Origin of the sequence: Paenibacillus sp. FSL H7-0714 (genome assembly GCF_038003765.1) — a bacterium.
In the GTDB taxonomy this organism is placed as follows: Bacteria; Bacillota; Bacilli; order Paenibacillales; family Paenibacillaceae; genus Paenibacillus_AQ.
This window is the reverse complement of the sequence record NZ_JBBOPT010000001.1, coordinates 2,215,994-2,236,878: the sequence shown is the minus strand read 5'-3', so window position 1 is coordinate 2,236,878 and position 20,885 is coordinate 2,215,994. Positions and strand designations below refer to the sequence as shown.

The following is a 20,885-nucleotide window of genomic DNA, read 5'->3' as shown; positions in this document are numbered from 1 at the left end:
CTCTCCTTCACTTTATGCATTTTTTCCGAAGACAAGGCCACCATCCACATATAGCGGCGAACCCATTACAAACCCGGACTCATCGGAAGCTAGAAATAGTGCAGCTCGTGCCACATCCTCAGGTTTGCCAAGCTCACCGCTAAGCTGTCTACGCTTAATGGCCGCAACCGAAGCCTCTGGATCCAGAGAAGTCTTCAAATAACCTTCTACAAACGGGGTCATAATCGTACCTGGTAGCAGCGCATTTACACGAATGCCGTAAGGTGCATAATCAACCTGCATTGCTTTAGTTAAAGATAGAACAGCTCCCTTAGAAGCACTGTAGGAAGCTCGCTCTGCGACTCCGATTTCGGCGATGCCAGAGGACATATTAATGATAGAACCCTTCTTGGTCTTCATCATATAAGGGAGGACAGCCTTGCAGGTTAAGAACACACCCGTCACATTAACCCGCATGACCCTCTCCCATACTTCCTCGGAAACCTCATGTACCGCACCCACGCCACTGATTCCTGCATTATTAAAGAGCACATCGATACGTCCAAAAGTATTAAAGACTTGATCAGCCATCACGGTAGTACTGCTAGCATCGGTTACATCACAGGGTATGAACATCGCATTTCCACCCGTCGCCTCTATTTCAGTGACAGCGGCTTTTCCTGAATCCTCTTGGACATCGGCAATGATTACTGTCGCTCCTTCTGAAGCGAATAAAGCAGCCGTGCTTTTTCCAATTCCCGAGCCAGCTCCGGTTATTATGATGATCTTATCTTTGAGTCGCATCGCTTTGCCTCCTCTTCCTACTCCTTAGCCTGAAAGTTTCCCGGCAACAAGCCAGTCATCCCGGGCTTAGCCATAAACAAACCGCCTGCAAACGGATAATCACGTAACTCTTTCTCGTGCATCCCTATCCTTGCAGTTGTAATGTAGAGTTCCGTTAGATCACTGCCTCCAAAAGTACACGAGGTCACCAGTGGTGCTGGAACTCGAATGAGTCCAAGCTGCTCACCCGTCTCCGGGTTCCATCGTGATACACAGCCGCCGCCCCAGTGGGCGACCCAAAGCATGCCTTCACTATCTATTGTCATTCCGTCCGGATAGCCAGTTGTTGTAGGAATTCGGAACGCTACTCTTCGGTTACTTATCCTTCCAGACTTTTCCTCGTAATCAAATACATCCACCTGCCTAGTCGGCGTATCAATGTAATACATCTTGCTCCGGGAATAGTCCCAAGCCATTCCGTTCGAGCAGCCGATGCCGGATAACAATTGGTGTGTGAAACCATCAGGCTCCACGACGTAGAAACCTCCGGAATCCGGCGCATCATTGTTCAAGCTTATCGTTCCCACCCACAGTCGGCCTTGTCGATCGCATTTGGCATCATTTAATCGGTTGAGTGGTAGCTCTGCTTCTATCGAAGTCAATAAGACAGGAGAATTCTCAGCTTGAGAGAGATAGACCCCATCCTCCATGGCCAATGCAAGTCCTCCCACAGTGGTTGGAATCACTGCGCTGATCATCCGGTCGAAGGAGCGGACTACTTCATTACCCGTGATCCGGTTGTATATTCTAAGCTTCCTTCTCGTAACATCCACCCAGTACAACTGTTTGGATTCGGCATCCCAATGCGGCCCTTCACCAAGCTCAGCCTGAGCATCAATCATCAACTCTGCCTGAATTTCTGTAATTTCCAAAACGTTCACTCCTTCTTCTATTTACAGCTCACTACCATTAGCCAAATGTCCACCATCCACACGAATGGTTTCTCCCGTTACATAGGAGGCTTCATCAGAAGCCAGAAAAAGAAATACATTGGCAGCTTCCCTTATCGTTGCCGCCCGCTTCATCGGTGTATGCTCCGAATAAGCCGGGAGCTTCGAAGCTTCGCGCAGCTTGCGGTCGAGGGGTGTATCCACAAATCCCGGTGCTACTGCGTTTACCCGGATCCCATAAGCCGCCAGCTCCACTGCCATCGATTCGGTTAGCAGTATAACAGCAGCCTTAGAAGCATTGTAATGCGCGAGCTCCGAGCTTGCTGATAGACCATTTTTGGAACTCATATTTATAATGGCGCCTCCGCCACCCTGAGAAATCATTTGTCTCGCTGCAAGCTGACCTATTAAATAAACCGCCCTTACGTTGATATCAAATACTGCATCCCAATGCTCAACCGAGATGTCAAGAAAGTGTTCACGAAAGGCGATTCCGGCATTGTTCACTACAATATCTATCCCACCGAACCTTTCAAAGGCTTGGGCAACAGATTGTTCTAACTGTGAGACATCGCGAAGATCACATATCTCTACTGCAGCTTTTTCACCATAATCCTTCAAGGTTTCAAGTGCAATAAGAAGCTCACCCTCACTTCGGTCCAGCAACACCACCTGAGCGCCTTCTTCCAGAAATCGATGGGCGATTCCAAGTCCAATCCCTCTTGCTGCACCTGTGACCAATGCTCTTTTGCCAGCCAGCCTCATGTATATCACTCCCTCGGACCTTGTTCAGAGCACACCATATTTATCGTAGACCTGCCGCAAGGTATATCCTTCGAGCAGTTCATCCCGTGTATGATTCTCGCGAGTCACCTTATCCATGGCTAATTGGAACACTTCATCGATGATGGCGCCCGGAATCACAACGATACCATCACGATCACCAAAGATTACATCTCCGGGATGGACCATTACGCCACCGCATAGCACCGGAATGTCATAGTCGATAACAATTCCACGCCCTTGAGAATCAACAGGTTTGGTCCCGGTAGCAAAGACAGGAAAACCAAGCTCCAGAATTTTAGCAGTATCACGGATTAGTCCATCTACAATGGCTCCGCGGCCACCTCTCATTTTGGAAGCCGTAGACAATAGCTCTCCCCACAGTCCGTTCTGCCGCGATTCATTCGTACAGCCGATGACAATCTCACCGGGCTTAACGCTGTCCACCGCCTCAATCTCCTTCGTGTACGGATCTTCCGGCAAATGATGAATATCCACAGACAGAATGGTCTTTGCTCTTCCGGCAACGATCCAGGTAGGATCTATCGGGTTAATATTTTCACGCATCACCTGATTACGATAGCCCAATTGATCCAACGTATCAGAGATTACCGCAGAGTAGAGCTTTTCACACATACTATCGAACAATTCCTGATCCTTCATAGGCGATTCCATCCTCCTCAAAGTTTTGTGCTTACAGCATCCTCATTTATTTAAACGCACCGGTTGGCCTGCATGAGCAGATTGATAAGCGGTAAGTGCAACCTCTGTGGATCGGAGCCCATCTATTCCCGAAATCGGTACCTCCACCCCTTCTAGAAGCGCCTGTACAAAAGCCTTCAGCATCAGTTCATTCATGTCATCTCCCCAGAAGGACCAGTTCCCTTTGCCAGATGCTCTTCCGTATACATTGTTTTTTTGGTTAAAAGCATCTATGGAGATAACACCTTTAGTTCCAATGATTTCCAGGGTTACATCCCCCCATGTGGGGAAGCCGGGATTGCGTGACCAGCTAGGATCCAGCACTCCGAACACACCATTTTCAAAAGTTACATGCACCATTCCAGCATCATCGATCGTCCGCTTGCGCTCTGAATCAAATAAGGTATCCGCATAGGCATACACCTGTTCTACAGAAGAACCGGAGAACCAGTTCATCAGATCCATCACATGCACAGTGTGATCTAGAACTGCACCGCCTCCCGATAGGGCTTCATTAGAGAACCATCTAGGTCCCGGAAAAGAACCTCTGTTAGTTCCTTTAAAAGCGATAATTTCACCAATATCGCCGCGATCTAGTGATTCCTTAGCCCGCACAACCGGAGTGAGGAAGCGGCAAGGAAAGGCTGTCATAAGCTGTACTCCCTCTTCAGAACAGACCGAAATCATGCGTTGCATTTCTTCTACTGACAGACCTAGCGGCTTCTCGCACAGTACATGCTTGCCCGCTCGGGCTGAAGCGATGGTTAGCTCAGCATGATAGACATTTTCCGAGCAAATAATTACGGCATCTATATTCGCATCTTCCAGAAGTTCCTTGTAGTTAGCATAATAGGGAATTGAATGACGTTCTGCGAGCGCCTGTGTGCGCTCCGGCACCTCATCAGCAATTCCACTGACCGTCACTTCAGACATGTGCAGTAAACTTGCCAAATAGTCAAAAGCATGCGCATGCGCGAAACTGATCATGCCAATATTCAAACGGCTCATTAAATATCCCCCTTCACTTCAAGCTTCACCGGTTGATGGGTCATTGCTGATTGCTGAGCGGCTTCAGCCCAGCGTACAGCTTCCAGCGCATCCTGCGCAGTGACTATCGGTTCTTCCCCACTTGTTAGACAGCTTAGAAAATGCTCCAGTTCCAAATAATACGGATCCTTCAGCAGCACACTCGAAGGCGTCTCCACAAATCCCGATGTAGAGCCCGTCGTTATCGACTTGCGAATATGCAGACTTTCGCCATCCCCGGTCCCGCCTGAGATGATTCCTTCCGCATCCGCATATTCAAAAGAGGAATGGAACGGCCCTGGATACCCCCAAAATGCTTCAAGTTGTGCAATGGTTCCATTCTTGAACCGGAAAGTGGCTGAAGCATAATTTATGTCTTCCGACTGGTGCTGGAACGCATATACTTCACGGGCTTCACCAAAAGCCCCACGAATGTAGTCAATGTCGTGAATCATTAAATCCATAATGACGCCACCGCTAAGAAATGGATCCCGAAACCACGCTTGCACGTTTCCGGGATGTGAACCCGCCCGTTTAGCATGGTATATTCCGCCTTGAACACTGCCAAGCTGCATTATTCCCTCCGCAAGCTGTCTATAAGAAGGAAAGAAACGAACGACATGGCCCACAAACAAACGTACACCGCGCTCGTTACAGTAACTAATTGCTTCTTCTGCTTCTTGCGAAGTGAGTGCGAGCGGCTTCTCACAGATCACATGTGCACCATGGTCAGCCGCAATCCGTACCAGTTCTACATGCAAATAAGTTGGCACAGCAATACTGACCACCTCTGGCTTTACCTGCTCGAGCATTTCTTGTACAGATGTAAAATAGCTAACACCCACTAAAGTTCCTAGCACCTCAGCGGCTTTTTCAACGATGTCACATACGGCGACAAGCTCAGCTTCGGGCATGGACTTGTAGCGATCCGCATGAACAGTCCCCATGCCACCGCATCCAATCACTGCTGTCCTAATCAATACACTACACTCCTTTCAGATTGTGCTTTCCTTTACAGACGAACATCAGCACCGCTTACCCGGCTTTCGTTGGCCGCTTCGATGAAGCGAATCAACTCTAGTGTTAGGGAAGTTCGTACCGGTGGAGAGTCCCCTCGCGCCATAGCTATAAATTTCTTCAGTAATTGCTGATGTCCTGCGTTGTAATTTGCTCCGAGCGCGTTAATTCCGTTACTCCCCCGTTCACGGTGCAATACGATATAGAAATCAGAGCCGCCTGTACGGTTTCCGCGGATCGTCCCGATTCGCCCGTCCTTCCACTGGCCGACTACCCATTCTTGCGCATCGTTACTGACGGCACGTACCGAATGGCAACCTTCTCCAAGAGCGGCATATAACATCTCAGCAGCGTGTATACCATACCAGAATAACCCCGGTTGTGTCGGCTGAAGATCGAGTGGTCCAGTGCAATCCGCACCTAGAATAGCACCTGCACTTTCATCCTCTAAGAGGGCTGCCAGCGGTCCACCGAAACGTAGCATAGAGCTGGAGAAAAATGGCGTTCCATACCTCTCCGCCAATTCCACAATCACCTTCGCATCTTCAGAAGAAACCGCTAACGGCTTGTCAATGAATACCGGCTTTCCGTAAGGAGCCAGCACCGCAAATTGTTCCTTGTGCACTCTCCCATCTACAGAAGTCAATAGAATCGCATGGGATCTCTCCGCAACTTCTTCTATAGAATCGAGCAATTCAACCCCATAGCGCTCCTGCAATTCCCTGCTAATCGGTCTCACACGTGAATAGCTTAGCTCGAAATCAAGAGAACCCCCCGGATAACCGCAGTGTAACCTGCCACCCGGAATATATAGCGGATGAGATTCATCATTTAGCAGCGCCGCGAAAATCCTGCTATGTGAAGTGTCCATTCCTACCATACCGATCTGCAGCTCTTCCATTTCAACAACACCTCTTATTCGGTTGACAGCCCCATGGAGTGATCCACTTATTTAAGAATTAAACGTTCTTCCCTGAAACGTTCAAGTAGTTCCATGTATTCTTTTCCCACTTGTTCGATGCTGTAAGCAGTTCTAGCTTTCTGTTCTCCCAATGACTTCAAACCTTCCCTCAGACTATTCTGCTCCAGCAGTGCGCTCAATCTGTCCACACACTCCTCTTCATTGCCTGATTCGTATAGGGAAACACTTAACGGACCATCCAATAATTCCGGCAACGCCCCTACACTCGGAACCACTACCGGACACCTGCAGGCCATCGCCTCCAGTACGGTCATCCCAAAAGATTCATTGGTCGTGGTACTAATATATAACCCACCATTCTGCGCAACCGATGAATAATAGCGATGCATCTCATCGTAATCCACTTTGGGAATCCACTTGAAATGCTTAATCCCCTGCTGTTCTACCTTTACCATCAGCTGTTTCTTGATCTCGTCGGGAGCAGTATATCCCCCAACAAGCATAAATTGCAGCTCTGGCATCTTGGCATTCAGCTTTCCAGCAATGTTCAAATAGGACGACCAGTTCTTGTGATCATCCAGTTTACCCACCCACAAAATAGTGGCAGGCTCCTGCTCAATACCCGCTTCATATCGGAACAAATCGGTATCCAGGCAATTATTAATATGATAAGCACCCGCTATGCCGATACCGTCCAAATAATTCTTCATGTAAGCGGAGGGAGTGATCACATAGTGAAAAGGCAAACTATCTTTCGTTGCGGCCAACTTCTGCAGGGGTTCGGAATAGGTGGTATGTACCTCATGAATAATAACCTTCCCCTCTTGTACAGGCCCAAGCGCTTCATACAGCTCGTAAGTATCAATAGTAATAATGACATCGAAATCATAGACTTCCATGTAGCTCTTAATCTCTTCAACCGTCCCCAGAATTCGGACATGCTCGTATCCATCAAAAGCGCTTGCCCCGCCGTAATCTTCCAAAAAAGCAAAATGCACTTCCGAGTGGTGCCGCAAAAATTTAAGTCTATTTGCAAGTTGAGTGGTTACCCCACCTAGAATACAGAATTTATAAAAATATAAGATTCTCATCATCCCTCACCCTTCGCCAAGGATAGTGCAGACCTTACTTGTGCATCCGATACAATGCTGTAGTTCTTGCAAAAAATAGATCACCCTCACGGTCCATTGCCAGCAGCCGCGCATCGTCATCCAACACCTCAAGCTCCTCATTCCGCATATTAAACTTGAACAAGCGATTCATCGACACGCCGTACAACATGCCTTCCTTATAAAGCAGTTCATTACCACTGCGCCAAAAATGAGTCACTACATTCCAGTCCATGGGGAACAATGAGTAAGTCTTTATAGTTTGCTTCAGCTGTGGATCGAACCGAAATAACAGTCCCGCCGTCAAACCCCAAAGATGCCCTGCATCATCTAGAACCAAAGCAGAAATAGCCCTTTCCCCTTGCACCGGTACACCTTCCCATACTTTGCAGCGCTTCTCTAGATCCCAAATCATTATAGACGCATCTGCACGCTGAGGAGCAATTCCAAGTCCACCCCAAACGGACCCTCCAGCGAACAAGAACTGATCACTACTGACAAGGGACACTACACTCTGCTGCGGCAAAAGATTTCTAAACACCTCACGCACACCGCTCGCAGGATTGTACAGTGTCAACGCTCCTCCATGCCGACCATAGGAAGGAACCGTTCCAATTGCCAGCTCTTCTCCTGTCCAAGCCCAAGCAAAAGGGCGGTCCTGCTCCTCTTCCTGCAAGGAAAATAGCAGCTCTGGATTCTCTCCCGGCTTCCAGTCTTCGTCTGGATCATACTTAAAAATATTCGCCCGCGGATAAACGCCTAGATATAAACAACCACTTCCAGCTATCATACCTTCCGTCTGACCAATCCCACGATAAGAAATGATCTCGTCGGTTACCTTATCGAATCTGGCCAGCCCACCTGCGAAATACCCTCCGATGTAGAGAGCATCATCAGGTCCGTAGGTCATGGACTGCAAATGAACCGATTGACCTTGCAGACCGAAGTCCATCACCATATGTCGATCCGTCGTTGGATCGTAAATCCAACAACTCCCGTCCCTGTATACACCAGTTAAGCAGCGTGTTTTCGGATTTAGAGCATGGTTATTCAGCCAGCCATAATCACCTGCCGGCTCCGGCATTGCTAGTGAAGTAACGAACAGACTTCCAGTTCGGATATCATAACGCTGCAAATAGTCATCTTTAATGAAATACACATTTCCCAGCTCATCCGGCGGCGAAACACTAAGGCCACTCACATGATCCAGAGTGTCGCCCCATTCCTGCAGTCCCAGATCATAAATATACAACCGTGCAGAAGGTGTGATTCGAGCAAAAAGCTTGCCCTGAACGATGTTCAAGTCATAAACCAGTTGCTCGCTTTTACATTCATCTGGCAGCCTGATTTCCGAGCGTTCTCCTGTCTCCGTATCTAGTACAACAATATGCGGGGTTTGTGTTCCAACACCCACGTAGAGCTTACCGTTCCATGCTTCCATAGAACGCGCATACTGTTCTCCTGCAACCATAGCACCGTAATCCCTAAACACTGCTGTCGCTGGGTCATATTGGAACACTTTCCCCCCAGGATAACACCCCCCATAGATCCTGCCTTGCGTATCTGCTGCCAACCGCCACGTATAGAATTCACCGGGAATCATCTCACCCAGGTTCTCCACACCATTCTCATGAGTGTACCTGTACAAAATGCCACTTCCCCCGATATACACTCCGCTGGTTGTTAAGACTACACCCCAGCAATGATCCGAGCCTTCCAGCGCATACCGTTCCACCGCTTGTTCACCGCTCGGGTCTAGAACAAATAAGATACAAGGACTTCCGGAAGAAACAGCGTAGATCCGGTCTGCCCCTTGCCATGTTCCATAAGCTGAGGCCCAAACCGCCAGACCATTCAGTGGTTCACCGATCCGCAGCGCCTTCATCTGCTCCCGCCTTCTTTCGTCAGCTGTTCCTTCACCTTCGTTTCACATCCAGAGACTGCTGCAGGATAAGCTAAGACCGCTCCCAACAGATCCACGGGGTCCTCTGCATAACGCCGAAAGGCTTCTTCACAGCGTTCAACCGGGAATATCGCGCTAATCAACGGCTTCACCTGAATGTCCCCTTCAGAGATTAACCGAATATATTCAGCCATATTACGACCTTCCGTCCATCGCACGTAGCCGTAAGGATAGTCGATCCCCTTCCGCTCATAGATAGGATCATATCGTCCGGGACCTCCGGCTCTAGAAATCAGCACTTGGGCTTCCTTACCGAACATCAGATCACGAGAGAAATCAGGCTTAACATCTCCAACCAACAGTACCTTGCCGCGATCCCGTACCCACTCTAGCGCTTGATCAATAAGGTCTCCGGTTTTACCGCCGGCGCATACAATGACTGCATCTGCTCCCATGCCCTCCGTCAGGTTAGCAAGATGTTCCTTAACCTTCTCCGGGCTAGTAGCAATATGTCTAATTCCAAGGCGCTCAGCCATCTCACAGCGCTCTGTAAGCAAATCATAGACGATCACCCGGCATCCTGCCGCCTTAGCAATCTGAGCAATCAACTGCCCAAGAATTCCGGCACCGATCAGCACAAGTGTCTCCCCAAACTGTGGTGCAACCTGCCTTACTGCATGTACTGCAATGGCTCCAAGTCCTACTGTTGATGCTTCCTCCGAACTAACATGGTCAGGAATGGGCACCATCAGATGCTGAGGCATTAGCAGCCATTCTGCATGCTTTGCATAAGGTCCGCCGTAACAAGCTACACGAAGACCCTCTGGCCAGTGTTCCATTCCTTTCCCACGTGTTCGGATTACACCCGCTGCACTGTATCCAAGTACAATTTGTTGCGTACGGTGCAGGCCATTCATCATTATTTCCGTTCCGGGGCTAATCGCCGAATATTCAGTCTGGACTAGTACAAATCCATCTTCAATGACTGGTGTTAGAACATCCGACATGCGAATCTGTCCTTCCTGAGATATTACCGCCTTCATATGTCTTCTCCTCCCGATTGCTTCAGAAACGATTCCGTCACATGCAGCATCTTCTCTATGGCTGTTACTCCTTCAACGCACCGATCATTACGCCTTTTACAAAATATTTCTGCAAAAATGGATAGATCATTAGAATGGGAACGGTAGCAATGATAATCGTAGCGAATTTAATAGATTCACTAATACGAAACACCTCATCTTGGGTAACGCCGGCCAGCATATTTTGCGCAGAGGATTGAATCAGGATTTCCCTCAATATCAATTGAAGCGGGAACAAATTCCGATCCTGTAAATAAATCATGGCCGAGAACCAACTGTTCCAGTGGCCTACCGCATAGAAGAGGGTCATCACCGCCAGAACCGGCATGGAGAGCGGAAGTACGATCCGCAGTAAAATTCTGAAATCGTGGGCGCCGTCTATCTTGGCAGACTCTATCAAACTATCAGGGATAGACTGAAAAAAGGTCCGCATCACTATCAAATTGAAGGCACTAACCGCACCAGGCAACAGCAGCGCCCACCGTGTATCATACAAGCCAAGCTCACGGACATTCAGATACGCAGGAATTAGACCACCACTGAAAAACATCGTGAACACTATGAAAGCCATAATGACATTTCTCCCCTCCAGATTCTTTCTGGACAGAGGATAAGCACCAAGTGTAGTTAGCACCAGATTAATCAACGTACCGACAATGACATAAAAGAAAGTATTTCCGTAAGCCGTCCATACCCGCGTATCCTCAAATACCAGCTTGTAAGCATCCAGATTAAAGCCGATTGGAAAGAAGCTTACCTTCCCCGCAGCAATAGCATGAGCATCGCTGAATGAGGAGACCAGCACGTACCACATCGGGTACAGGAACAGGAAAGAACACAAGATCAGAAACAGCACATTGCAGCTGTCGAAAATGATTTCACCCATACTGCGTTTCACAACCATTGTCTACCCTCCTAAAAGTTTTGTAAGCAATGCTTCATTGAATTTACTTCGTACAAAACTCGTATCGGAAGCTATGCTCACCATAGGCTGCTTTCAGTTGTTTTCCGGCTGATACGGTTGGCTAGAACGAGTAATGTGAAGTTAATTATGGAATTGAATAATCCTACCGCGGCAGAAAAACTGTAATTCGCCTCCATCACACCTCGTCTATAAACAAATGTTGAAATAACATCCGCAGTGACGTACGTTCCAGGATTGTAAAGCAATATAATTTTGTCCCAGCCCACATTCAGCAGGGTACCCACATTCAGAATCAAGAGGATTAACACCGTAGGCAAAATCCCAGGCAGCGTTATATTCGTTAGCTGCTTCCATCGCCCTGCACCATCTACAACTGCAGCCTCGTACAGGCTCGGATTGATGCCAGATAACGCAGCTAAATAGATAATTGAGTTCCAGCCCAGGCTCTGCCACATGCCAGAACCTACATAGATCGTTCGAAACCATTCCGGCAGAATCAGGAACTGAATAGGCTCCGAGATCAGGCCGATGCCAAGCAACAGGCTGTTAATAATGCCTCCGGGCTTGGTGAAATCAATAATCATCCCGCAGATAACGATCAGCGAAATAAAATGCGGCAAATAAGACACGGTCTGCAGAAAGGACTTCAGCTTTTTGAGCCGCAGCTCATTGAGCAGCAGTGCAAAAGCAAGTGAAGCAGGAAAAATGAAGATGAGTGAGTAGAAACTCATTAAGAAGGTATTTTTAAGCAGTCTGAGAAAATAATAGCTTTCGAAAAACTTTTCGAAATTCTTGAAGCCCACCCAAGGACTATCCGTGATCCCCAAGTAGGGGTTGAAATTCTTAAAGGCAATGATCGCCCCATACATCGGCTTGTATTCAAAAATCAGAAAATACAAAACCGTAGGAAGGAGCATGAGATAAAGATAGCGATTGGAGGCTATCCGCTTCCAGGGAATCGGACTCCTCTTGACCGGAAGCTTCCTGCTTTCAACTTTAGCGACTTTTACAGGTACAGCCATATAGTTCTCCTCTCCCGGACACTGGCGTTAGTCATAGCTGTCATGTGGCGAGCGGTCACAAAGCACTCTCTGAACCGCTCGACCCACGACAACCTCCTCACAAGCTGAATCATTTCCCTTTAAATCGCTCGTATGCAACCCGATACTCTTTTAACACATCGTTAATTCCCATCTTCTCAAGTTGCTTCATTACTTTGTCATAGTCCTCAATCTTTTGGCGCCCCATGATCATGGCATTGATTGTTTCGGCTACATAGGTCTGAATATCGGCCATCAAAGGAACAACTACATCGTTTTCCTCTGTTGTGAATTGGACTGGAGGCAACTTGCTATCAAAATCGATATAGTCACTATATAACTCGAGCGGATTCTCCGTTTGCCCGTTAGCTTCTCGGATTTGTTCAGCATATCTGGTATCCGCTACCGTAGCCCAGCTTCCGCCCCCGATCGTATGGTTCAGCAGTTCTTGCGTATTCGTGAGGCCATTGGTCGGATGAGTTACTTCTTTCTTATAAATCGGTTCTCCGTTTACCAGATCATATGACTTGCCTTCAACCCCAAAGTTGTTCAGCAGAATGCCTTCTTCTGAGTATTGATAATCCAGCCATTTCATCACTTCCTCAGGATGTTCCGTCCGCGAGGAAACCGCTAATCCGTGTGCTGCTGCCTGCCAGCGGAAGGAGACATGACGTTGATCACCGTTCGGTCCTTTAGGTGGAATGGCTGGTGCAATTTTGAAGGTTGGATGTTTGCCCTCCATTAGGGTAGTAAAGTTCCCCATGTAGGAGCCAGACCAACCAAACCATGCCCCTGCCACATCGGTAGTCACCTTCTCAGTCAGCGTCTGGAATGTGGTATCTACCAGATAGTTCGGGTCAAGCAATTGTTCATCGTAAAGACGGTGCAGATAGGTTACGACATCCTTGAATTTAGGATCATTCGGTCCATATTTTACTTGGCCATTATCCACGAAGAATCCGTAGTCGACGCCAAAGGCAGGCGCGAATAACATCATGATATTTTCCAAGTTGACTGTGACTAGTGGAATTTCATCCTTTTTGCCATTTCCGTTGGCATCCTGCTCCCTAAAAGCCTTGAGCATGTTATACCAATCTTCGGTAGTTTCCGGCATAGACAGACCCAACTTATCGATCCAGTCTTTCCGTACTTGCGGGAACATTTGAGTGAGATCCTGTGAATCAAGAACGAGATTAGGCAGGTAAAAAATGTGGCCTTCAGGCGAAGTAATTTGTCCCCGGATATCCGGGTTGTCGTCGAGGATTTTCTTGAAGTTTGGCGCGTTTTTCTCAATTAAATCTTCCAGAGGAAGCAGCGCGCCTTGTGTACCATATTTTCCGGAATCCGTGCCCCATAGATCATTGTAGATAATGTCCGGCAGCTTACCAGATGACATCAATAGGCTAAAGGCTTCCGCACTGGCTTCCGTACTATGCTGAAAGTCAATATGAATGTTAGTGTTCTCTTCCATTTGCTGAAAGGATAATTTCTCATTAAAATTAGTTCCTCTGAAATTGCCGCCGCTGGGTGACCAAAGTGACAGTTCAAGCTTATCTGAAACAATCGGGAGCTGCAGACCACCTACTGTTTTACCTTCCTTAGCGGGAGCTTGCGTAGCCTTCTGAACTTCCGCAGTAGGATCTGCGGTATTGCCCGTCTTAGTATTCGAACCGCCGCAAGCAGATACGAGTGTAACTAATGACAACAGGACAGGCAGCAGCAGAACTAATTTCCTTTTAGCAACATTCATAATTCAACCCCCTATTAATAACTAAAAAATAAGATAATCATTATGATATATTCACTAACATCAATCAGAAGGAATCAACGATACATCAATAAATTTTTAAATGAGTCATCACTCTGAAAATTACCTTTTATAGGGGATATCCTCCTTTCAACTGCCTCTTTTCTACTTTAATTAGACGAAAACATCTGTTCTGACTTCTTTTTGATTTACATTTCAGAGTATCAGATCTATTATTTCACTAATCTGATATATATCTGATGTATTTCATTATATTTTCCAGCCTACATGATGTCAATATAATAATAAGAAATATCTCTAATAAGTGTGATCTTATATAACATGTACCTGTCGCAAAATGTTGAAATCCCTCAAATTTAATAGAAAACGCTTACAAAATTACTCGTATTTCACTGCTTTAAATAAGCCATCTCTGATCTCATACAGATTAGGCACAATATACAACTTTTGCTTGCTTTTATTTAAAAAAATGCGTAATAATGGCCCACCAGCACCATTATCACGCTTTACTGATATTCTAAAGAGAACAGCCTTCGCAGAAGAACACCTTTTAGACCTTCTGATCGGCAGCAGCATCCTGTTCCGAGATTAAGAGACTCAATTCCTCATGAAGCGTTTCCTCATCAATCATCTTAGACCAATAAGCGTTCAACAATTTACGAAAGCTTTTTAGAACGGCTATAGGAAGTCCTAAATCTTTAAGGTAGGAGAAGGTTGGAAATAGCTCTCTGTACATCAGATATCTCGAAGGACGATTCAAATGATCCGCCGTACTCATCTCAGCGATCCGCTTTCGAGCTGGAATACTTACTGTGCGTTCCCGAATAATTTTCTGTGCTTCTACGGAAGCAAGGAAGTTAACGAATTGACGAGCCGCTTCCTTTTGTCGTGAATTTCCGACCACAGCCGCTCCGATCGTGACCAGTAATGTCTTCTGCGGATCTTTTGTTTTCAGCCTAGGTAACGGAGCAAGATCATAGTTCAGCGTTAAGGCCTTGAATTCATTTAAATTAAAAAAGGTCGTCAGAATCATAGAAACTTGTTCTTGGACAAACAAAGAAATCGTCTCATCTTCATGATTACCAGCAAGATATTTAGGGAAAATCTGATGGTTGTTCACGAGCCGGCTATACACACTGAGACTATTTGCCGTCTCCGGACTAAGTGTACGGTGTTCGGTCCCGTCTGCCACGGTTTGAATCCCGCTCTGCAGCAGGAATACAGAATAACGGTTCTCGGAAGCAGGCACAAAATAAATAGCATGGCGTCCACGTTTCTCTGCCAACTGACGAGCCGCCTCAATTAAGTCATCCCAGGTCCAATAGCTATCCGGCTCAGGAAGATCCGCTTCCCGAAAATGAGCCTTGTTGTAGCACAGCACCACGGGGGAGAAGGAAATCGGATAAGCATACAACTGTTCTTCATGATAGAAAGCTTCTGTCGCGATTGGATATAATTCAGGATCAGGATCAAGCGATTCCAGCAGCTCAGCCGAGCCATTTTCAGCCATTTCCTGAAATTGCGTGCTATTCAGAGATACGGCATCAAGCATCCCATTATTGATCATCTCTACGGCAGAATTCACATGGTCAAAATCATTCAGCGCCAGCGGAAGAATATGAATACCGGGATGCAGTCGATGAAATTCACCAATTAGATCATCCAGCAGAAAGTCCTTGGACAGCGAGGCACTGCAGCCAAAATGAATACGGATTCTCTCCTGCACGGACTCCATAACCTTGCTTCCGACACGGTCGATTTTGACGATAAGGCCTTCTTGGACTAATACATCCAGCCCTCTTCTGACAGATTTATTGCTTAACTCAAACTGCTTGGCTAGCATACTCTCTGCTGGCAGATACGCACCTGGTTGTAGCACTCCACTTAGGATATCCGTACGAATCTTACCCACCATATGATCCAGTCGCTCTCGGAAGGAATGACGACCTGATTTATTATTCATGTACAATTCTCCCCGAAAAATTCAAATTTACATCATCTCCCTCTTATTTTGCGTCAACTCTGAATTGAAGTCAAATGGAAATTCCAGCAAATGCCATAAGAAAAGCCACCTGATTAGAGGTGGCAAACTTCCAAATTATCTATACGTAAGAGATTTCGCTATGCTAATTGTGTAATAACGAGATGTGCTGAAACAGATCTTGTTCCTCCAGCAAGAGGAGTAATAGTAAGTGCGGTGGAATTGCCAGCAGGATTCCGAACTGTCAGTATGGTGTTAATGACCGTTGTTTGCACTATAGCCATTTCTACGATTTCTGATGTACCTGTCGCACGTCCAACTACCGTATAGGCCAGATCTGCGCCATTAAGAGTCAAGATGAGTTGGCCTGCTTCGGTTACACTAACCTGAAACAACACCTGATAAGTCCCTATTGCCGCTAAATTAAAAGAACTAGGGCCCGTTCGTGCAATCGTCGTCCCGCTGGTAGGGCCATTTTGAGGAAAACTCACGTCTGTGCCCGGTGCTACAGTTGCTGCATTATCAGGGGGCATCAGGGCAAAAAAATCAGCAAAACCTAATACTCCTCCTGCTGCTCCGGTCGCTCCGGTTGCTCCTGCGACTCCTGTCGCACCGGTTGCTCCGGCCGCTCCTGGTGCCCCGGTTGCTCCTGCTGCCCCTGCTGCTCCTGGTGCTCCGGTTGCTCCTGCTGCTCCTGGTGCCCCGGTTGCTCCGGTTGCTCCTGCTGGTCCGGCTGCTCCTGGCGCCCCAGTTGCTCCTGCTGCTCCGGCCGTTCCTGGTGCTCCGGTTGCTCCTGCTGCTCCTGGTGCTCCGGTTGCTCCCGCGACCCCTGTCGCTCCTGCTGCTCCCGGCGCTCCTGGTGCTCCTGTTGCTCCTGCTGGTCCGGCTGCTCCTGCCGCTCCGGGTGCTCCTGGTGCTCCCGGTACCCCAGGTGCTCCAGCCGCTCCAGTCGATCCGGTTGCTCCCACAAAACCTTGTGGTCCTATTGCTCCTGCAGGACCAGGTAAACCTTGCGGTCCCTGAGGACCTACGGCTCCTTGTGCACCCGGCACTCCTTGCGCACCCTGAGGACCAACGGGTCCCGCTACACCCTGTGGACCTATTGCTCCCGCTGGACCAGGTTGACCTTGCGGTCCTTGGGGTCCTGGGGGCCCACCGGCGGGACCTTGAGGTCCTTCTGCTCCTTGGATTCCTCGTGCTCCTTGGGGTCCTGGTACTCCTTGGGCCCCTTGTACTCCTTGGATTCCTTGTGCTCCTTGAGGTCCTGTAGCACCAACGACTGTTGGAGTGGTAACATTTACTTCGGGCGGAGGACATGTGACTTTTACAATCTTCTTAATAACTTTTCGACGATGTTCTTTTCTTTTTCTTTTCGAAGGAAATACAGTGGCGATTTTTTTCTTATGACACTTTTTATCATCTGGACAACTCAATACGTACACCTCCCTATAAAGATAGTTCAGTGTACGCATCTTATTAATTTTGGACATGGACCAATAACTAGTTTCTATTAGACTGGAACCTATTTCTATAAAAAAGGGCTATAAAAATAGGGGCTGGCCCTTGAGTAGATTACAATGTCCACACCAATTTGTATTGTTTTTCGTATTTTATCACTAGGACAACTGACATTTCCCTATTAGACCCATATCTATGATTTGGGTCTTTTTTTATTTTTACAAATCATCCCTCAAACTCAGTTTATATCGCTTAATTCGCTTTCTGATTTCATAAAAAAACAGCCCCCAAATCCCGGGGGCTTCTAACCATTAATTATTATATTTTATCAGCAGGCTTACGAATCGCATTGCCCACCTTCACAAGAATATCAGACATCGAAGTCTCATCATTTACATCATAATCATCAATGTTCAAACGAAGCACTGGACAAGCTGTAAACTCGTTGATCCATTTCGAATATCTGCCATGCATATGTTCCCAGTAGGAAACATCCGTTTGAATTTCCATCTCGCGGCCACGTTCATTAATTCGGGTCAGGATGGAAGGCAGGCTGCCTTCAATATAAATCAGCACATCAGGATGCGGGAAGTACGGCGTCATAACCATAGCTTCATACAGGCTGGTGTAGGTTTCATAGTCCGTTTTGGACATCGTACCTTGATCTGCATGCATTTTCGCAAAAATACCGGTATCTTCATAGATGGAACGATCCTGAACAAAACCACCGCCAAGTTCGAACATCTTCTTCTGCTCTTTGAAACGTTCAGCAAGAAAATAGATTTGCAAGTGAAAGCTCCATCTCTCAAAATCATGATAGAACTTTTCGAGATAAGGATTGTGATCGACCTGCTCTAACGAGGTTTGAAAATTAAGTCTTTTGGCCAAGGCGCCTGTTAAAGTGGATTTCCCCACCCCGACAGTTCCAGCCACGGTAATTATGGCATTTTCCGGGATATGATATGAATTCATTTCATTAGCTCCTTTATATAAGAGACAATTTCAGTGAAGTGTTCTGGATTCTCCACGAAATCGACTGCATTTCCATCAATGGTAATAATAACGGTCGAAGGCTCCTGAATGGCAAGAGCGGCCATCGCGTCATCATAATCTTTAATTAATTGCTCCAAATACGCAGTATCCATCCCCTCTTCAAAGGGCCGCCCACGTTTTTCAATTCTGTTTAATAACGTATCTAAATTGGCCTTAATATAGAGGATAATATTTGGCTTTGGCAGGTCATCCGTAAGCACATGATAAATTTGCCGATACTTTTCACGTTTCGTTCCATTCAGCGTTCGTTCTCCAAAGATCAGGTTCTTATAAATATGGTAATCCGAAATGACCGGGATCCCTTTATCTATGTATTGTGTAACGGTATCTTCAAGCTGTTTATACCGATTACAGAGAAAAAACATCTCCAGTTGAAAGCTCCAATCGTCCATGTTCTCATAAAATTTAGCTAGAAACGGATTCTCATCGACAATCTCTTTAATGATCGGTAAATTTAACTCCTCTGCTAGCATAGACGCTAATGTTGTTTTTCCAGCCCCGATTGGGCCTTCCACTGCAATAAACGGTGCATGTCTCATTGACGCTGACTTCCTCCTCAGATACGAACCTTTCAATAGCTAATCAAGCATAAACGCCTTCGGCGTCTTTATAAGGACGGTACGTGTGTATGCGTGAAATATAAGGATAAAGTATAGTGTGAAACTTATACTTTCTTTATTTAAAACAGACTAAATTATTGTATCACATGAGACCTTTCTTGTGAGCGGGTAAATATGAAGAAACTTTTCCAGTAGTTCTAGCGTCTAAATGTAAGATAATGGATTATATCGTGAACATATCAAATTTATCTAATAAGAAAAAGAGAGGTATTCCTATGAAAAAAAAATGGATCAGCATGGTTAGTGCTCTTCTAGTATTAAGCCTCGCCTGTAACGTAAGCGCAGCTGCAGCTGCAGAGAACACAACCACGACATCCAACCTCACTTCGTATGGCGCGGATTATCTGACGAAAACAGATGGTTCCTTCTGGGTATGGGGAGGTAATCGCTCCGTCCCTACGCAAATCCATGACCTGAATGAGGTACAAGCATACTTTGGTTCCCAATATGTAATGAAGAAAGACCTTTCGGTCTGGCAATGGAGAACATCGGCATACTCTGAAGCTGTTAAAGTGACCCCCGTTCAAGAGCTAGACAATCTGGTCGATATGTTCATGACGGGAAATAGAACGATAGCCCTTAAGGAAGACGGGACGATTCTAAGCGCCCCCCTTTCGTCCGATGGACTCACTACCTCCGCGTTCACACCCGTTTCCGGCGTCGATAACGTGACTGCTGTGGGCGGTTACTATGAGTCTGATCTTCATAAGAGCTGGACACGTTACGTGTTCTTAAAGAAAGATGGAACTATTTCTACTACACGCGATGACTTCGAAAGCTTCGAAACCATCCAGAATTTAACGGATATTATTCAAATCAAAAACAATCTTGCACTTAAGAAGGACGGCTCCATATGGAGTTGGCCAGTCCAAGATTATTACAAGAACCAAGGAGCTCCAATAGATCTATCTGCGACCCTTCTCAAGGGAATCAGTAATATTAAAAGTTTAAAAGGAAATCAGAACAGCCTATTAGCCATTGATGGGGCCTCTCAACTATGGTTCTGGGGTGCTACCATTACAGGTTCTTCAGACGGAACAACCTATCATGAACAACCACCGATTCTTCTAAAAGGGATCAAGAATGTAGTTGATGCTTACATCGTAGAGCGCTCTATTGTTGCATTAACCGGGGAAGGAAACGTCTATCAAACTTCTATTGAAAACGAAATGATGCCCGCAGATTCAAAATTTACACTTCTCGAAAAAGAAGTAAGTAGCCTAAAGAAAGGTGGACGACATATCATCATGCAAAAGAAAGACGGCTCACTCTGGGGCTGGGGCGTCAATAAGGACGCACAGCTGGGCTATGGCGACTATGAATTCAGCCATGCCGGGCCCGTTCCAGTGCAAAAGCCTATTTCGATCTCCTTAAACGGAGAATCTATCCCACTCTCAAATGGAGTTATTACTCGAAACGGACAAAATTTCGTCCCGCTTCGATCGCTGTTCGAAAAATTAGGAGCCACAATTACCTATAAAGAGAACATTACAGCTGCGAAAACAATAGATAAACAAATTATGATCACACGAACCACTACAGATAAACCGGCTCTCGCCATCAGTATTAACGGTGTAACTGGAGCGACAATGGTGAACAATAAATCCGTGAATCTTCCTACACTACCCTTCATCGTAAACGGTTCGATGTATCTGCCACTTCGCTTTATAAGTGAGCAGCTCGGAGCAAATGTCGAGTGGCTCCCACAGGAGGAGCGCATCGCCATCACGATGCAATAAGGAGTAATCAAAAAAAAGGTGTCCCATCACGGGACACCTTTTTAT

General features: G+C 46.7%; 18 protein-coding genes. 1 reads left to right on the top strand and 17 read right to left on the bottom strand.

Annotated elements, in window-relative coordinates:
* Positions 1 to 12: 12 nt before the first annotated feature.
* From NST34_RS09630 to NST34_RS09550, 17 genes are all read right to left on the bottom strand, one after another.
* Positions 13 to 783: an SDR family NAD(P)-dependent oxidoreductase gene (locus NST34_RS09630; RefSeq protein ID WP_076283235.1), complete on the bottom strand. Its 771-nt coding sequence runs from the start codon at positions 781 to 783 to the stop codon at positions 13 to 15.
* Positions 784 to 800: 17 nt separating this feature from the next.
* On the bottom strand, positions 801 to 1,694 hold the full coding sequence (locus NST34_RS09625) for an SMP-30/gluconolactonase/LRE family protein (protein WP_081392981.1): 894 nt from the start codon (positions 1,692 to 1,694) through the stop codon (positions 801 to 803).
* Between the two features lie 21 nt (positions 1,695 to 1,715).
* Positions 1,716 to 2,477, bottom strand: a complete 762-nt coding sequence (locus tag NST34_RS09620; protein ID WP_341127643.1) for an SDR family NAD(P)-dependent oxidoreductase — start codon at positions 2,475 to 2,477, stop codon at positions 1,716 to 1,718.
* Between the two features lie 24 nt (positions 2,478 to 2,501).
* Complete coding sequence (locus NST34_RS09615) at positions 2,502 to 3,158, bottom strand: RraA family protein (protein WP_052404229.1); 657 nt, start codon at positions 3,156 to 3,158, stop codon at positions 2,502 to 2,504.
* A gap of 42 nt (positions 3,159 to 3,200) precedes the next feature.
* The gene (locus NST34_RS09610; protein WP_341127642.1) at positions 3,201 to 4,205 is read right to left on the bottom strand and encodes a Gfo/Idh/MocA family protein; all 1,005 of its coding nucleotides are present in this window, start codon (positions 4,203 to 4,205) and stop codon (positions 3,201 to 3,203) included.
* A complete protein-coding gene (locus NST34_RS09605) occupies positions 4,205 to 5,203 on the bottom strand; it encodes a Gfo/Idh/MocA family protein (RefSeq protein WP_341127641.1) in 999 nt (332 codons plus the stop codon). The genes NST34_RS09610 and NST34_RS09605 overlap by 1 nt, the downstream gene beginning before the upstream one ends.
* A 32-nt stretch (positions 5,204 to 5,235) precedes the next feature.
* Complete coding sequence (locus NST34_RS09600; protein WP_340968613.1) at positions 5,236 to 6,141, bottom strand: Gfo/Idh/MocA family protein; 906 nt, start codon at positions 6,139 to 6,141, stop codon at positions 5,236 to 5,238.
* 47 nt (positions 6,142 to 6,188) lie between these two features.
* Positions 6,189 to 7,256 carry a glycosyltransferase family 4 protein gene (locus NST34_RS09595; protein ID WP_341127640.1) on the bottom strand — a complete coding sequence of 356 codons (1,068 nt, stop codon included), beginning with the start codon at positions 7,254 to 7,256 and terminating at the stop codon, positions 6,189 to 6,191.
* A 31-nt stretch (positions 7,257 to 7,287) separates the two neighbouring features.
* Positions 7,288 to 9,156: a WD40 repeat domain-containing protein gene (locus NST34_RS09590; protein WP_341127639.1), complete on the bottom strand. Its 1,869-nt coding sequence runs from the start codon at positions 9,154 to 9,156 to the stop codon at positions 7,288 to 7,290.
* On the bottom strand, positions 9,153 to 10,217 hold the full coding sequence (locus NST34_RS09585; RefSeq protein WP_076283241.1) for a zinc-dependent alcohol dehydrogenase: 1,065 nt from the start codon (positions 10,215 to 10,217) through the stop codon (positions 9,153 to 9,155). The genes NST34_RS09590 and NST34_RS09585 overlap by 4 nt, the downstream gene beginning before the upstream one ends.
* 64 nt (positions 10,218 to 10,281) lie before the next feature.
* Positions 10,282 to 11,160 carry a carbohydrate ABC transporter permease gene (locus NST34_RS09580; protein WP_042126182.1) on the bottom strand — a complete coding sequence of 293 codons (879 nt, stop codon included), beginning with the start codon at positions 11,158 to 11,160 and terminating at the stop codon, positions 10,282 to 10,284.
* Positions 11,161 to 11,237: 77 nt separating this feature from the next.
* Entirely contained in the window at positions 11,238 to 12,203 is a 966-nt protein-coding gene (locus NST34_RS09575; protein ID WP_081951079.1) for an ABC transporter permease, read from the bottom strand.
* A gap of 109 nt (positions 12,204 to 12,312) precedes the next feature.
* A complete protein-coding gene (locus NST34_RS09570) occupies positions 12,313 to 13,971 on the bottom strand; it encodes an extracellular solute-binding protein (protein ID WP_341127638.1) in 1,659 nt (552 codons plus the stop codon).
* A 568-nt stretch (positions 13,972 to 14,539) separates the two neighbouring features.
* The gene (locus NST34_RS09565) at positions 14,540 to 15,952 is read right to left on the bottom strand and encodes an extracellular solute-binding protein (RefSeq protein WP_341127637.1); all 1,413 of its coding nucleotides are present in this window, start codon (positions 15,950 to 15,952) and stop codon (positions 14,540 to 14,542) included.
* A 158-nt stretch (positions 15,953 to 16,110) separates the two neighbouring features.
* Positions 16,111 to 17,412 (bottom strand): collagen-like protein, encoded by a 1,302-nt coding sequence (locus tag NST34_RS09560; protein WP_341129525.1) that lies wholly within the window; start codon positions 17,410 to 17,412, stop codon positions 16,111 to 16,113.
* Between the two features lie 334 nt (positions 17,413 to 17,746).
* Positions 17,747 to 18,400 carry a deoxynucleoside kinase gene (locus NST34_RS09555; RefSeq protein ID WP_042186705.1) on the bottom strand — a complete coding sequence of 218 codons (654 nt, stop codon included), beginning with the start codon at positions 18,398 to 18,400 and terminating at the stop codon, positions 17,747 to 17,749.
* On the bottom strand, positions 18,397 to 19,020 hold the full coding sequence (locus tag NST34_RS09550) for a deoxynucleoside kinase (RefSeq protein WP_076283243.1): 624 nt from the start codon (positions 19,018 to 19,020) through the stop codon (positions 18,397 to 18,399). Before NST34_RS09550 ends, NST34_RS09555 begins: the two co-directional genes overlap by 4 nt.
* Positions 19,021 to 19,316: 296 nt before the next feature.
* Between NST34_RS09550 and NST34_RS09545 the strand changes: the two genes are divergently transcribed.
* Entirely contained in the window at positions 19,317 to 20,840 is a 1,524-nt protein-coding gene (locus NST34_RS09545) for a stalk domain-containing protein (protein ID WP_341061692.1), read from the top strand.
* The last annotated feature ends 45 nt before the right edge of the window (positions 20,841 to 20,885 follow it).

Bases quoted from the DNA above. Each gene is read 5' to 3' on its own strand.
- NST34_RS09630 (WP_076283235.1), bottom strand. From the start codon at position 783: ATGCGACTCAAAGATAAGATCATCATAATAACCGGAGCTGGCTCGGGA.
- NST34_RS09620 (WP_341127643.1), bottom strand. From the start codon at position 2,477: ATGAGGCTGGCTGGCAAAAGAGCATTGGTCACAGGTGCAGCAAGAGGG.
- NST34_RS09615 (WP_052404229.1), bottom strand. From the start codon at position 3,158: ATGAAGGATCAGGAATTGTTCGATAGTATGTGTGAAAAGCTCTACTCT.
- NST34_RS09610 (WP_341127642.1), bottom strand. From the start codon at position 4,205: ATGAGCCGTTTGAATATTGGCATGATCAGTTTCGCGCATGCGCATGCT.
- NST34_RS09600 (WP_340968613.1), bottom strand. From the start codon at position 6,141: ATGGAAGAGCTGCAGATCGGTATGGTAGGAATGGACACTTCACATAGC.
- NST34_RS09595 (WP_341127640.1), bottom strand. From the start codon at position 7,256: ATGATGAGAATCTTATATTTTTATAAATTCTGTATTCTAGGTGGGGTA.
- NST34_RS09590 (WP_341127639.1), bottom strand. From the start codon at position 9,156: ATGAAGGCGCTGCGGATCGGTGAACCACTGAATGGTCTGGCGGTTTGG.
- NST34_RS09585 (WP_076283241.1), bottom strand. From the start codon at position 10,217: ATGAAGGCGGTAATATCTCAGGAAGGACAGATTCGCATGTCGGATGTT.
- NST34_RS09580 (WP_042126182.1), bottom strand. From the start codon at position 11,160: ATGGTTGTGAAACGCAGTATGGGTGAAATCATTTTCGACAGCTGCAAT.
- NST34_RS09575 (WP_081951079.1), bottom strand. From the start codon at position 12,203: ATGGCTGTACCTGTAAAAGTCGCTAAAGTTGAAAGCAGGAAGCTTCCG.
- NST34_RS09570 (WP_341127638.1), bottom strand. From the start codon at position 13,971: ATGAATGTTGCTAAAAGGAAATTAGTTCTGCTGCTGCCTGTCCTGTTG.
- NST34_RS09565 (WP_341127637.1), bottom strand. From the start codon at position 15,952: ATGAATAATAAATCAGGTCGTCATTCCTTCCGAGAGCGACTGGATCAT.
- NST34_RS09555 (WP_042186705.1), bottom strand. From the start codon at position 18,400: ATGAATTCATATCATATCCCGGAAAATGCCATAATTACCGTGGCTGGA.
- NST34_RS09550 (WP_076283243.1), bottom strand. From the start codon at position 19,020: ATGAGACATGCACCGTTTATTGCAGTGGAAGGCCCAATCGGGGCTGGA.
- NST34_RS09545 (WP_341061692.1), top strand. From the start codon at position 19,317: ATGAAAAAAAAATGGATCAGCATGGTTAGTGCTCTTCTAGTATTAAGC.